The sequence below is a fragment of the Chryseobacterium sp. MA9 genome, from assembly GCF_024399315.1.
GTDB lineage: Bacteria > Bacteroidota > Bacteroidia > Flavobacteriales > Weeksellaceae > Chryseobacterium.
On sequence record NZ_CP075170.1, the window covers coordinates 3,718,460 to 3,732,077 of the forward strand.

Consider the following 13,618-nt stretch of genomic DNA (forward strand, 5'->3'; position numbering starts at 1 on the left):
AATCGGAAGAAAAAAATATTCTTACCTTTGTACATCATAAACGGTTTCGGAAAACTCCCGAAATCGCTTTTGTCGTTTATATCATTACTATTTATGCAATTAAAATCCATCAACGAAAAGTTTCTTCCAGATCTGATGCAGAAAGAGTTCGGGAAAGAAATTTTTACCCAGTTAGAAAACAGCCAGCATATTGCTGTAAAAGGAAGTGCCGGATCTTCAGTTTCTATTTTTGTGGCTGAGCTTTTTTTAGTTCAAAAGAAAAATATTCTTTATCTGGTAGATGATAAAGAGGATGCATTGTATGCCAACACAGAGATGGAAGACCTTCTTGGTAAAGATAAAGTGCTGTATTTTCCTGCAACCCATCTTGAACCTTATCAGGTGGAAAAAACACAAAATGCCAATCTGGTTTTAAGAACTGAAGTTTTAAATAAAATCAATTCTGGAAGATCTCCGAAAGTTATTGTGGCCTACGCCGGAGCTTTGTCTGAAAAGGTGTTGAAAAAAGAAGATTTTAAAGCCATTTCTCATCATATAAAAGTAGGGGATCAGCTTGATTTTGATTTTGTAGACGAACTGCTCACTCATTACCATTTTCAGCAGGCTGATTTTGTTTCAGAACCGGGGGAGTTTTCTGTAAGAGGGGGGATTGTAGATGTATTTTCTTACTCATACGAAAAACCGTATAGGATTACATTCTTTGGTAATGAAGTGGAAAGTATTAAAACTTTTGATATCGAAACTCAGCTTTCTGTAGATAAGGTAAAGGATTTTCAATTGGTCTCCAATATGAATTTTTCTGTTACAGGAAGCAGAGTGTCATTACTGCAGCTATTGCCCAATGAAAGTTTTGTAGTTTCTAAAAATGGAATGATAGGAATGCGGAAGATCAGGACGTTCTATGAAAAGTCCCTGGAAAAATATGATGCATTAAGTAAAGATATTGCCCACAGAACTCCTCAGGAGCTTTTTATCTCTGATCAGGAGTTTTTATTTGATTATAAAAAATTCAAAACAGTTGATTTTGGTGGATCAGTGATTGAAGGATTGAAGGAAATTACTGAAGTCAAAATGGAGCAGCTTCCACAGCCGTCTTTTCATAAAAACTTTGAACTCCTGATTGAGGATATCGAAGAAAAGCAGCATAGTGGATTTGATACCTGGATCTCCTTTTCAACAGAAAAGCAGAAAGAAAGGCTGGAGTCTATTTTTGAAGAACTTGAACATGAACTACCTTTTAAAAGCTTTAAGTCTGAACTGCATGAAGGATTTGTAGATAACGGGCACAAGCTGCTTGTGTATACAGACCACCAGATCTTTGACCGTTATCAGAGGTATAAAGCCAAAAATACTTTTGCAAAATCAGAACAGCTTACCCTGAAAGACCTGATGTCTTTAAAAATTGGGGACTATATTGCCCATATTGATCATGGAATCGGGAAGTTTATGGGACTTGTAAAGGTGAATAATGATGGTAAGATTCAGGAATGTTTTAAACTGACTTATAAAAACGGAGACTTATTGTATGTAAGTATTCACTCTTTGCATAAGATCTCAAAATATAACGGACCGGATGGAAAAGAAATTGTTTTGAGCAAACTGGGTTCTCCAACCTGGAAATCCTTAAAACAAAAAACGAAAGCGAAAGTAAAACAAATTGCTTTTGACCTTATTCAATTATATGCACAGCGAAAAACGGCAAAAGGTTTTGCTTATACACCGGATTCTTATCTGCAGAACGAATTGGAGGCCAGCTTTATCTATGAAGATACTCCGGATCAGGAAAAAGCCACAATAGATGTGAAAAATGATATGGAAGCTGATACGGTTATGGACAGGCTTGTTTGTGGTGATGTAGGATTCGGTAAAACAGAGGTTGCAATTCGTGCCGCTTTTAAAGCGGCAACAGATGGTAAGCAGGTTGCGGTATTGGTTCCTACTACTATTCTTGCTTTTCAGCACTATAGAAGTTTTAAAGAAAGACTTAAAGATTTTCCTGTGAATGTTGCTTATGTCAACAGGTTCAGAACTGCTAAGCAAAAATCTGAAACTTTAGATGCTTTAAAAAATGGAAAAGTAGATATTATTATTGGAACGCATCAATTGGCAAGCAGTTCAGTGAAGTTTAAGGATCTGGGCCTGCTGATTATTGATGAAGAGCATAAGTTTGGGGTTTCGGTAAAGGATAAGTTGAAAACACTTAAAAGTAATGTTGATACACTTACGCTGACAGCTACTCCTATTCCAAGAACTTTACAGTTTTCATTAATGGCGGCAAGGGATTTATCCGTTATCAAAACACCTCCACCTAACAGACAGCCTGTAGATACACAGTTAATCGGATTCAATGAAGAGATTCTTCGTGATGCTGTTTCTTATGAGCTTCAGAGGGATGGTCAGGTTTATTTCATTAATAACAGGATTGAAAACCTGAAAGATATTGCCGGACTTATTCAGAGACTGGTTCCGGATGCAAGAGTGATTACAGGACATGGGCAGATGGAAGGAAAGCAGCTTGAAAAGAATGTGCTGGATTTTATGGAAGGAAAATATGATGTTCTTGTTTCTACAACCATTGTAGAAAGTGGAGTGGATGTTCCGAATGCCAATACTATTTTCATCAATGATGCACATAGATTTGGTATGGCAGATCTCCATCAGATGAGAGGAAGAGTAGGACGTAGCAACAGAAAGGCGTTTTGTTACCTGATTACGCCTCCTTATGATATGATGACTTCGGATGCCAGAAAGCGTCTGGAAGCTATTGAACAGTTTTCTGATTTGGGAAGCGGTTTCCAGATTGCAATGAAAGACCTTGAAATCCGTGGTGCCGGTGATCTTCTGGGTGCTGAACAAAGCGGATTCATCAATGAAATGGGGTTTGAAACGTATCAGAAACTAATGCAGGAAGCGCTGGAAGAACTGAAAGATGATGCTGACTTTGAAAATCTGTTTGAAAATGAGGAAGACAGACAAAAGCTTTTCAAATCTGTAAAAGATGTCAATATCGATACTGATCTGGAGCTGATGTTACCTGATTTCTATATTTCCAATACCGAAGAAAGATTGATGCTGTACCAGAAAATTGCAGAGATTAACAATGAGGTAGATCTTCATCAGTTTGAACTTGAGCTGATTGACCGTTTTGGGGCATTGCCGAAAGAAGCCGTCAATCTTTTGAAAAGCGTTTCTCTGAAGTGGCTTGCTGCTGATATAGGTTTTGAGAAGATTGTTATGAAAAATGGGGTGTTCTTAGGGTATTTCCCGGGAAATCCTCAGGATAAATTCTACCAGACGGATAGATTCAGACATATTATTAATTATCTGACCCGGAATCCTGCTGAAGCTCAGCTTAAAGAGAAGTCAGGAAAAGAAGGTAATCAGCTGATGATGAGGAAGGAAAAGGTGAAAAATGTAGATGAGGTCAATACATTACTGAAAGCTATTATTGAACATAATTAAATTGTAGGTTTTGTTTGTTACAAACAAATTTGTAAAAGGTGTGAAAAACGCATAAAAATCTTAAATTTTTATGCGTTTTTTTGTGATTGTTATCATGTTTTTATTGGGCAATATTCCTTGAGAAGGGAATTAAGGCCTTTATGAAGGGTTTAAAATCACTTTTTAATGATTAAAATTATACTGTAGATTCCCGTACAGTAAGGGTTTGAGACGCTAATAATTTTTTTTTAAACGTAAAAAGTAGAGTTATGTAGAAATAATTCTACTTTTATGTGTGATTAATTCTATGTTGTAATGTGTTTATTTCTATAGGTTTATGGATGTATAACTGGAATTTTTAGGACTTCATTGCGTACCTTTGCAGTCCTTATTATGAAAAAAATTATATATTGCTGCGCGGCGGGATTTCTTTCACTCTGCGCCAACGCACAGGTGGGAATAGGTACTACAAAGCCTAAATCTGTTCTTGATGTGAACGGAAAAACCACCTTAAGAAAAGAACTTAGAGTAGGCGGGACTTCAACTCAGGCTGGAGATGCCGGGTTAAACGGTCAGGTTTTGGTTTCTCAGGGTGAGGGCTTGCCTCCCGTGTGGAAGTCTTTGAACATTTCCTTTATGGAAGAGGGACAGTATAAGTTGATCAACTCTTATCTGTCGTCAGATCAAGCTGGTATTATATCACTTACCAATGGCACTGCTGGTGATGGTATTTACAAAAACAGTGTTGGAGATAATATTACTGATGCTACCAAAGGAGCATGGAAAAAGATTGATGGGCTTAAAAATACCTTTACAATCAAAAATGGTAAAAACAGACTTACCTATCAGTTCCAGACAGGAGTTGAAATAAAAGCACCTACGTCTACTACGATAGAAAGTGTAAGATTTACCTGCGGTGTTTTCAGAAATGGAACGCTGGTAGCTGTACGCCCGGATAGAATTGCTTCCAACAACAACAGCGGAAAAAATGGTCTTCAGGACTATATCTTTACCCTTAATTATACCGAACAGAATGTTCCCGTTGGAGCTCATACGATCGAAATTGCATGCAGAAAGATTGACACTTCAAATTCTACCTCACAATTTGCTATCGGACGTAATGTACAGGCTTCAAACGGAGCTTCCAGTGCATTTACTTTGGAATCTACAATGAAAATGGACGTTATTGAATACGTGAGCTATAAAACAAACTAATGATGAAAAAACTATTATCAACACTGTTTCTTACCATAGGACTTTTGGTTTCAGCTCAGGTAGGAATAAAAACAGATGCTCCAAAAGCAAATCTTGATGTAAACGGAGATCTCAACTTCAGAAATAAAATTGCGGTTCTTAACGCTACTGATAACTCAATTTCTCAAGGAAATAACGATCAATTACTGGTTTCTCAGGGTGAAGGCTATGCGCCGATCTGGAAATCACTTCGTATTCCTGAATATGAACCTAACAAATTTTATCTGATCTATAACAACTCTTTTTCAGATAAAGTAGGAGTTTCGTTTACTTCTTCTGATGATTCTTCGGTAAGTTTGGCTTCAAGAGGAGGAACTTTTACCAAAGGAAAAGATATCAGCAGTCTTACTAATTTTAAAAAAATAAATAATCTTTCGCAGGTGATCAGTGTATTCAGTACTCAGAGCAAAGCTTATTTCCAGTTTGAAACTGTTGTACAGGCTGACTTCGGAGCGGTAGGGTCTACAGATACTTCAATAGATTACGCTTGTGGTATTTTTGTAGATAATAAGCTGGTGAATCTGAGACAGAGAAACTTAAAAGCAATCAGTACTTCATATCCTTTCCTTACCCATACTCAGATCGGTATTGTTGATAACCTTTCAAAAGGTGATCATACCATAGATGTTGCTTGTACAAGATTAGGTTCTTATGGAGCGACTAACAATACCCTTACGATAGGAACAAATGTATATACTAATATTAATGGCTTTATTTCACAGTCATCTCTTAAAGTAGATGTATATGAAGTTCCAGAAGTGTTTAACACCATTATAAACTAAATCGGATTATGAAAAAAATATTATTTGTAACATCACTTCTGTTAACTGTTGCAGCTACTGCCCAAGTGGGTATTAATACTCCTAATCCGACTAATATGCTGGATGTAAACGGAGACCTGAATGTTAGAAAAGAATTAAGAACAGGAGGTACAGACGTACTGAGAGGATCTGCCGGAACAGCAGGTGATATATTTCACAATAACGCAGACCTGACTACAAATGACTGGAAGTCGATAAAAATTGCAGATGGACAGGGAAGTATGTCTGTTTTTTCAATCAATACGGTTGCTGATAAAACAGGAGTTACTTTTGTTGCACCAAACGGAGCTACTACTCCTTATAGTGATGGTGATGCTTTAGCCGGGAACTGGACTGTGCTTCCCGGAGCAGTAGATACATTTTCTGTAACCAATATGGTGAATAAAGCTACATTCTCCTTTCAGACTACGGTTCAGAAAACAGGAACAAGCTCTGCGAGTTTTGCCTGCGGTGTTTTTATAGATGATAAGCTTAGAGCGGTAAGAACAGATGTGTTATTAGGAGATAGCGGTGCCTACAAGATTTTTAATCTTAATGCTACTCTTGCGAATCTTACTCCTAAAAACCAATATAGTGTGAAAGTGGCCTGCATCAAAAGAGCGATCTCAGGAACAACTCTTGGAATAGGAAAAGCTGTTGATACTACTTATCTTAATAGTGATATGTCACAATCTGTTTTGACAACATCTATACTGCAGCCTTATTAATTTTTATGATAATACAATAATTAGAAATCTAAAAACGTTATGTTTTTAGATTTTTTTTGTTTATTAACTCTGTTTATTGTGAATTTGTCCATATAAATTGAAGTGTATTATCGAAAATTGAATTATATTTGGACAAGCTAAAAAAATTCTATATGGTAAAAAACTATTTTTTAAAAATATTTGCCGGTATTGCTTTTCTTGGGCTGCTGACGGCATGTAATACTACCTCAGACCCCACAGAATCTATCCCGAATCCGGATGATGGGCCGCCGCCTAAAAAGGTTTTAGCAAAGGTTAGTGCCAATAATATTTCTCAGGAAGAATATGTTACAGCAGCAGTAACCGGAGATTTGCAGACAGCAGTCTCTAAAGATGAATCTGCTTCGGGTGCTTTTTATACAGGAACGGTAACGTATACCAACAAAAACATCACTAAAATTAAATATGTAAGTTCAGCAGCATCCAGCCTTGTTTATGAATTTAATATTGTTCCTGATGCTACAGGTAAAAAGATTTACAATGCCACTTCTACAGCTACAGGTGCTACTCCATCAGTATCTGTCATAAGTGACTATACTTTTACTTATAATCCAACTACTAATAAACTTACTAAGATTCTTGAGAAGAGAAAAGAAGGAGGAATCAGTGCTTATAACAAATTCATAGACTATACTTTTGTGTATAGCGGAGAAAATGTTATTCAGGTAGTTTTTTCCAAAGGAATATTGGATATCAATGGAAGCCCGAATATGGGTACTGCGGTTGTAAGCAAGTATAGCTTTCAGAACTATGACGCTCAGAAAAGCCCTTACTCTACACTTCCAACGGTCTATTTCATCACACGAAGTCTGATAAACCCGGCTCAATTCTATAAAACTTCTCCGAATAATCCTACTTCAATGTTCATAGAATTGCCATCACCTGCTACTCCTGTTAATACAGCTCAGAGCTATTCTTATGATAATCAGGGGTATGTAGTGGTTGAGAAAAATCAGAATGTTACTTTTACTTATAAAAATTTATAGGAGAGAGAGATAATTATTAATCTTGCCAGAATATAAAATAATCATATAGTTTTTAGGTAAAAAAAATTATATTTGTCAAAAAAATAATCAATTACAAGGAAATGAAGCAAATTTTCTATTTTATTTTACTAATCGCAGGTTTTTCTTCAATACATTCCTGCAAGAGTTTACTAGATGAAGATGGGAATCCATTATTGGATCTTAATAATACAGGAGGCTTAAGCGGTCCCAGAGCATTATACAGAGAAATTACAGATAAAGATACTATTGCAGAATATCAGTACAGCGGACTTCTAGTAACTAAGGTGCTTACAGACAGTGCTTCAGTTACTAATATCATGTACAGTGGAGATAAGATTAGCCAGATTAATTTCAATGGCTTTTTGGATCTTGACGGAAACGGAAAACTGGATAAAGACAGTGTATCTTACACTCAATTATTCACTTACGGAAACAATAGCAAGCTACAGTTGATTTCTGAAAACCGTGCAATCTTCAGAAGACCTCCGCCAGTGCCACCGGCAACTACTCCAGGTCCACAGACATTACTGAAAAAAGAGAAGAGCCTTTATACTATTAAATACAGTACTGCTACAGGAAAGCTGGATTCTATCATCATGAAGAATGGTCCGGATGTAGCTGGAGTGCCGCTTGCTTTCACAGATTACTCCAAAACAGCTTACACATATGTAGGAGACAACGTATCTAAAGTGGTAAGAAACTATGGAACAATGACAGGAGGTGCATTCGGTGCTGTTACAGGAAAGTATAGCTATGAATACTATGCATATGACGATCAGGTGAGCCCGTTCACGTTATTGCCGCACGTATACAAGATTTCAAGACTATTATCTACAGTAATCAATGATAAAGAAAGTCTTATTTTATCTCCAAACAATCCTAAGAGATGGTCGGTGACAGATCTTTCGCCACCTATTCCAACTCCGATTGTAAAGAGTACCAATTACGTTTATGATCCTCAGACTTATATGACAAAAGGATATGGCGTTAACTACATCTACAAACCACAATAGAAGACTTTTTTAACAATATTCAAACTCAATCTTTCATAAGGTTGAGTTTTTATTTTTTATCCCTTAATTTTGCAAAAAATTTCTGATGAAATATTTAATTGTCGGGCTTGGTAATAAAGGCTCAGAATATGAAAATACACGACATAATATAGGTTTTAAAGTAGCTGAAAAAATAGCGGAAACTCTTGAAGTACCATTCAATACCTCCAACTTTGGCTGGATGGCAGAAGGAAAACATAAAGGCAGAAAAGTTTTTATCCTTAAACCTGATACTTATATGAATCTTTCCGGAAATGCAGTGAAATACTGGATGCAGAAAGAAAATATCCCTTTGGAGAATGTGCTGATTGTTACTGATGATCTTGCCCTTCCTTTCGGGACTTTAAGATTGAAAGGAAAAGGTTCTGATGCAGGGCACAATGGCCTTAAAAATATCAATGAAGTATTGCAGACTCAAAATTATGCAAGACTGCGTTTTGGGATCTCTGCAGATTTTTCTGCCGGTCGACAGGTAGATTATGTATTAGGAACCTGGAATGAAGAAGAAACGACAAAGCTTACTGAGAGAATTGAAACCTTTTCAAAGGCCAGCCTTTCTTTTGTATTTGCAGGATTGAATAATACGATGTCTGCTTTTAATGGAAAGTAATTTCAGATTGAGATAAAGAAAATTTGCATTAAAATACAAGTTTATAATATAAAATGACTGCCTCAATTTTGAAGCAGTCATTTATTTTATTTAATTCTAAAATTTTTCTGCAGGTTTTATAATTAATTTGTTTTCTTTCCTGATAAACAATATCCAAATCCAAGGAATGAATGATAATAAAAAAGATACAATAATGTTCTGCATAAATATTTCATTTGCTGCAGGGTTTGTTTGAAATTCAGAAATTGCCTGATTCATTGTGAAACCCTGTTTTACTAATAAAGTAATGATAGTCAAAACATTTGCAATAAATATACTTGCGATGTTTGTGAAGAAGATAATGTATTTTGTCAGTTTACCTTGAAGTCCTTTGAAATAATCATAACCTAAAAATCCGAGAAGAGCAATAACAAATGCCATTCCCGAGGAAAGTTCTCCTAAATAGACTGCAAGTAAAACCCAAAGTAGAATGGCAGGAATTGAAAAAATAATGGCCCCTAAAAATCCTGTCAAATAATTTTTCTCTTTCGATATTATTTCCTTTTCAATTTCGTAGAATTTATCACCTGTCTGTTTAAAACAATTATCACAAAGTATGACACCAGTATCGTTAAGGTTATAATAATTGATTCTTTGAACCGTCTCACAGCTATGACATTTGTTTTGTTCTGGTATATTTAGCTTTTTAAAAAGAGCAACCAAAAAGTCAAACAAAGCATAAACCGAACTGAGCCTAGTGGGAATTAGATTTTCAGTGAATTTGAAAAAAATACTATTGTCATTGATTTTGAAGATGGTAAATTTTAATTTTTTTTTGTTGGCGATTAACTCTATTTTGATTTGTTGCTTCTGTTCCTCTGTTAGATCACCGGTTGTCACGGATACATATTTGTATTGAGGAGTGTGTATTATGCTTGCGTCTGAAACGTTGAAAAAATAGCCTTTGTAGAGCCCGAAGACACTGTCTTTTGTTTTATACCAGCCAAGGTCCCTGGCTATTTTTTTAGCTTTTGGAAAAATCATATTTTTTCATTTTGTAATCATGGTATTCAAGTTGTTCTTTCAAGAGCACCAATATATAATTATTTTTCGATTACAAAAATTATTTCTCATTAGGTAAGGCATTTGCCTTGTTAGCAGATAAATTGGGATGTTATCAGTTTGTTTAATATAGGGTAAAAAATAAATGCCATCGAATTTCGATGGCATTTTCTGTAAATTATAATTGAAATTTAATGAGTTTATCTTTTATAACCAACTTACTGCACCCGTTTCAACATCGTAATTGGCACCAACAATTTTAATTTTACCTTCATTTTCAAGGTTTCTAAGTGTTGAACTTTGTTTACGGATATCATCAATTGCATTTTTTACATTTTGCTGATTAAGCCTTTCCAGAAGCGAGCTGTTTTTTGATGAGCGTTCTTCATTCTCTTCAATAATATCATCAATGATAGGGTTGAAATGATTGATCAGGTGGTTAAGATTATCCATACCCAATCCTTCAATTTGTGCTGAGTCAAGACCTCCTTTCAAAGCACCGCATTTCGTATGGCCTAAAACTACGATAAGCTTAGAACCGGCAACGTTGCAGCCAAATTCCATAGATCCAAGAATGTCCTGATTAACAAAATTACCGGCAATTCTGATACTGAAAACGTCTCCTAATCCCTGATCAAAGATAAGCTCTGCAGATGTACGACTGTCTATACAGCTTAGAACTACTGCGAAAGGCCACTGCCCTTCACGGGTAGCATTTACCTGTTCAAGAAGGTCTCTGTTTGCTTTAAGATTGTTTACAAATCTTTGATTTCCTTCTTTTAAGAATTCTAATGCTTTCTCTGGGGTGATAGTAGACTGGGTTTCGTATGTATGTGCTTTCATATTATGTATTGTTATCAAATTTAAAGTTAAAAAAATTAATTATAAGCGGAGATTACATGGCTCTTTTGTGAGTGACCAGAATATGGGAATCCTCACTTCTTTCGTAATCTCTGTATGAAGTTTTAAAGCCTAGAAGTTCTACGTTGATATCCTGTTCCTTTGCACGGATATTGGCAAAATCCTGAATCATTTCCAGTACATCTGTTGCGATGTAAGAAGTACTTCTAGCATCAATGATGACTGTAGAACTTGGTTTTATATTTTTAAGTGTTTTTTTGATAGCTGCCTTATTTAAAAATGAAACTTCTTCAGCCAGTTTTATGTTAATTCCATCCGCATCATCCAGCCTTTCTCTGCTTAAATAATAAGCTCTTTTCATATTTCCCTGAAGAATATAGAAAACAGAGATGGTAAGACCAATTCCTACTCCTTTTAATAAATCTGTTGCTACAACAGCTACAACCGTTGCTACAAAAGGAATAAACTGGAATTTTCCCAAATGCCAGAAATGCTTGAATGTAGCTGGCTTTGCCAATTTATATCCTACTAAAATTAATACCGCAGCCAAAGTAGCTAATGGAATTAAATTTAAAATAACAGGAATGGAAAGTACACAGATCAATAAAAAGATCCCGTGAATAATAGCTGAAACTTTAGAAGTTGCTCCTGCATTAGCATTGGCAGAACTTCTTACCACAACAGACGTCATTGGGAGACCGCCAATAAATGAGCTGATAAGGTTCCCGATTCCCTGAGCCTTAAGCTCAAGATTGGTATCTGTAATTCTTCTCTGTCTGTCTAATCGGTCTGACGCTTCTATACAAAGTAACGTTTCAATAGAGGCTACAATAGCAATAGTAGCACCTACGATCCATACTTTAGGATTGGTAAAACCATTAAAATCAGGAGTGGTAATCAGGTTCTTGAAATCATCAAAAGACTGTGGAACAGGTAAAGAAACCAAATGCTGGGTTTCAATAGCCAGAGAACTCCCGGACATTTTAAAGAGCTGATTCAGAAGAATACTTACAATTACTGCAACCAAAGCTCCCGGAAGCATTTTCAGCCTCTTCAGAACGTGGATTTTATCCCATGCGATAAGAATAGCTACAGAAACCAAAGTAATAACGATAGCTCCCGGATGGATAGCTCCCAATAATTCTGTAAAATATCCGAAGTTTAAGCCATTATCAAAAATAGATTCATGACCTTCATAATCTTTATCAAATCCTAAAGCATGCGGAATCTGTTTTAAAATAATAATGATTCCTATGGCAGCAAGCATTCCTTCAATCACGTTATTCGGGAAATAATTGGAAATACTCCCGGCTCTTACAAACCCTAAAACCAATTGAATAAGTCCTGCAATAATCCCTGCACAAAGGAAAAGCTCAAATGCGCCAAGATCTGTTATAGCTGTTAAAACAATTGCCGTTAAACCTGCTGCAGGTCCGGAAACTGAAATATTAGAATTACTGATTGTTCCTACTACCAGGCCACCTACAATACCGGAAATAATACCGGATAATGGGGGAGCACCTGATGCTAAAGCAATTCCTAAACACAACGGAAGTGCTACTAAAAATACCACGAGTCCTGAAGGAAAATTCTCCTTGATTCCTCCTATTAATGATGTCTTTTTCATAATGTGAAGCTGTAAAGTATAACCGGCTTATTTGTTTTTAAATAAGTCAATTATAAAAGTTGAGAAAAAATAATTTTTAAAGTACATGCGTATCCGATATCAAAAGTGATATGGAAATAGTATCAAAAAAATCTAACTATAGGAGTTACGCTTCCGGAGGGGGAGAAAATATAGTAAGTAAAGGTGAAAGATGAAAAGAATCATCTATCAGCACAAAAGACATACCCTGAGTATCAGGTTCAGAAAACTTCAGATAGTCGAAAACATCTAAAGGTTTCGGAATCGTCTTTTCGTAAACAATGAATGAAGACGGGTGAGAATGTGGTTCTTCTTCGTTGATTATGATATTCGTTCTTGCAATATCCCAGCCCGCTACCGCAGCAATGCCTGGCAGCGCTGTGAAATTCAGAAAAAACGTTAATACAATAATACTCCAGAATTTCATTTTACATTCTTTTTAGAAAAACTACTTCGTCTTTCTGCTCATTACCCAATCTGAACTCGTAAGGTTGTAAATCTTTTGAATGTCTTTTAAGGTTTTCTCAAAATCAATTTCCAGATCTATAATCTTACCTGTTCTAAGGTCAAATACCCAGCCGTGCACAATAGGTTGTTCTTCTAAAATATACCTTTCCTGTACGCAGGCCATTTTGATTACGTTGATGCACTGCTCCTGAACATTAAGTTCTACAAGTCTGTCATAACGCTTGTTTTCGTCTTCAATAGAATCCAGCTCTACCTGATGTAATCTGTAAACATCACGGATGTTTCTCAGCCAGGGATTCAGTAATCCCAGATCCTGAGGAGTCATCGCTGCTTTTACACCACCACAGTTGTAATGTCCGCATACAATAATGTGTTTTACTTTCAGATGTTCTACAGCATATTGAATAACCGCTGTGGAACTCATATCTAAAGTATTGACAACATTAGCAATGTTTCTGTGAACAAATACCTCTCCCGGTTTTGCTCCCATCAGTTCTTCTGCAGTAGCTCTACTATCTGAACATCCTATGTAAAGGAATTCCGGATGCTGAGTTTTTGCAAGTTCCTGAAAGAAACTGGGATTTTCAGCTACTTTGGATTCTACCCATTTTTTGTTGTTTTCGAAAATAACCTCGTACGATTGTGACATAATTTTAAATTTTTAAAAGTTTA

12 protein-coding genes are annotated in these 13,618 nt (G+C 36.0%); 7 read left to right on the forward strand and 5 right to left on the reverse strand.

Going from position 1 to position 13,618, the window contains the following annotated elements; all coding sequences use genetic code 11:
* Window positions 1–93 precede the first annotated feature (93 nt).
* From mfd to pth, 7 genes are all read left to right on the forward strand, one after another.
* On the forward strand, window positions 94–3,462 hold the full coding sequence (gene mfd / locus KIK00_RS16955) for a transcription-repair coupling factor (protein WP_255813543.1): 3,369 nt from the start codon (window positions 94–96) through the stop codon (window positions 3,460–3,462).
* 372 nt (window positions 3,463–3,834) lie between these two features.
* On the forward strand, window positions 3,835–4,656 hold the full coding sequence (locus tag KIK00_RS16960; protein WP_255813544.1) for a hypothetical protein: 822 nt from the start codon (window positions 3,835–3,837) through the stop codon (window positions 4,654–4,656).
* Between the two features lie 2 nt (window positions 4,657–4,658).
* The gene (locus KIK00_RS16965; protein WP_255813545.1) at window positions 4,659–5,477 is read left to right on the forward strand and encodes a hypothetical protein; all 819 of its coding nucleotides are present in this window, start codon (window positions 4,659–4,661) and stop codon (window positions 5,475–5,477) included.
* A gap of 8 nt (window positions 5,478–5,485) precedes the next feature.
* Window positions 5,486–6,223 (forward strand): hypothetical protein, encoded by a 738-nt coding sequence (locus tag KIK00_RS16970; protein WP_255813546.1) that lies wholly within the window; start codon window positions 5,486–5,488, stop codon window positions 6,221–6,223.
* 152 nt (window positions 6,224–6,375) lie between these two features.
* On the forward strand, window positions 6,376–7,248 hold the full coding sequence (locus KIK00_RS16975) for a hypothetical protein (RefSeq protein WP_255813547.1): 873 nt from the start codon (window positions 6,376–6,378) through the stop codon (window positions 7,246–7,248).
* A gap of 101 nt (window positions 7,249–7,349) precedes the next feature.
* On the forward strand, window positions 7,350–8,282 hold the full coding sequence (locus KIK00_RS16980; RefSeq protein ID WP_255813548.1) for a hypothetical protein: 933 nt from the start codon (window positions 7,350–7,352) through the stop codon (window positions 8,280–8,282).
* An 85-nt stretch (window positions 8,283–8,367) separates the two neighbouring features.
* A complete protein-coding gene (gene pth / locus KIK00_RS16985) occupies window positions 8,368–8,931 on the forward strand; it encodes an aminoacyl-tRNA hydrolase (RefSeq protein WP_255813549.1) in 564 nt (187 codons plus the stop codon).
* Window positions 8,932–9,027: 96 nt separating this feature from the next.
* On the opposite strand, the gene KIK00_RS16990 is transcribed toward pth, so the two are convergent.
* The 5 genes from KIK00_RS16990 to KIK00_RS17010 form a co-directional block, all read right to left on the reverse strand.
* Window positions 9,028–9,954 (reverse strand): hypothetical protein, encoded by a 927-nt coding sequence (locus KIK00_RS16990; protein ID WP_255813550.1) that lies wholly within the window; start codon window positions 9,952–9,954, stop codon window positions 9,028–9,030.
* Between the two features lie 225 nt (window positions 9,955–10,179).
* Window positions 10,180–10,815 (reverse strand): carbonic anhydrase family protein, encoded by a 636-nt coding sequence (locus KIK00_RS16995; protein ID WP_255813551.1) that lies wholly within the window; start codon window positions 10,813–10,815, stop codon window positions 10,180–10,182.
* A gap of 52 nt (window positions 10,816–10,867) precedes the next feature.
* Entirely contained in the window at window positions 10,868–12,460 is a 1,593-nt protein-coding gene (locus tag KIK00_RS17000) for a SulP family inorganic anion transporter (RefSeq protein ID WP_255813552.1), read from the reverse strand.
* Window positions 12,461–12,605: 145 nt separating this feature from the next.
* A complete protein-coding gene (locus tag KIK00_RS17005; protein ID WP_047376470.1) occupies window positions 12,606–12,905 on the reverse strand; it encodes a hypothetical protein in 300 nt (99 codons plus the stop codon).
* A gap of 21 nt (window positions 12,906–12,926) precedes the next feature.
* Window positions 12,927–13,595: a carbonic anhydrase gene (locus KIK00_RS17010; protein WP_255813553.1), complete on the reverse strand. Its 669-nt coding sequence runs from the start codon at window positions 13,593–13,595 to the stop codon at window positions 12,927–12,929.
* Between the last annotated feature and the right edge of the window lie 23 nt (window positions 13,596–13,618).

Excerpts from the sequence above, each read along its gene's own strand:
- mfd (WP_255813543.1), top strand. The coding sequence starts at position 94 with ATGCAATTAAAATCCATCAACGAAAAGTTTCTTCCAGATCTGATGCAG.
- KIK00_RS16960 (WP_255813544.1), top strand. The coding sequence starts at position 3,835 with ATGAAAAAAATTATATATTGCTGCGCGGCGGGATTTCTTTCACTCTGC.
- KIK00_RS16965 (WP_255813545.1), top strand. The coding sequence starts at position 4,659 with ATGAAAAAACTATTATCAACACTGTTTCTTACCATAGGACTTTTGGTT.
- KIK00_RS16970 (WP_255813546.1), top strand. The coding sequence starts at position 5,486 with ATGAAAAAAATATTATTTGTAACATCACTTCTGTTAACTGTTGCAGCT.
- KIK00_RS16975 (WP_255813547.1), top strand. The coding sequence starts at position 6,376 with ATGGTAAAAAACTATTTTTTAAAAATATTTGCCGGTATTGCTTTTCTT.
- KIK00_RS16980 (WP_255813548.1), top strand. The coding sequence starts at position 7,350 with ATGAAGCAAATTTTCTATTTTATTTTACTAATCGCAGGTTTTTCTTCA.
- pth (WP_255813549.1), top strand. The coding sequence starts at position 8,368 with ATGAAATATTTAATTGTCGGGCTTGGTAATAAAGGCTCAGAATATGAA.
- KIK00_RS16990 (WP_255813550.1), bottom strand. The coding sequence starts at position 9,954 with ATGATTTTTCCAAAAGCTAAAAAAATAGCCAGGGACCTTGGCTGGTAT.
- KIK00_RS16995 (WP_255813551.1), bottom strand. The coding sequence starts at position 10,815 with ATGAAAGCACATACATACGAAACCCAGTCTACTATCACCCCAGAGAAA.
- KIK00_RS17000 (WP_255813552.1), bottom strand. The coding sequence starts at position 12,460 with ATGAAAAAGACATCATTAATAGGAGGAATCAAGGAGAATTTTCCTTCA.
- KIK00_RS17005 (WP_047376470.1), bottom strand. The coding sequence starts at position 12,905 with ATGAAATTCTGGAGTATTATTGTATTAACGTTTTTTCTGAATTTCACA.
- KIK00_RS17010 (WP_255813553.1), bottom strand. The coding sequence starts at position 13,595 with ATGTCACAATCGTACGAGGTTATTTTCGAAAACAACAAAAAATGGGTA.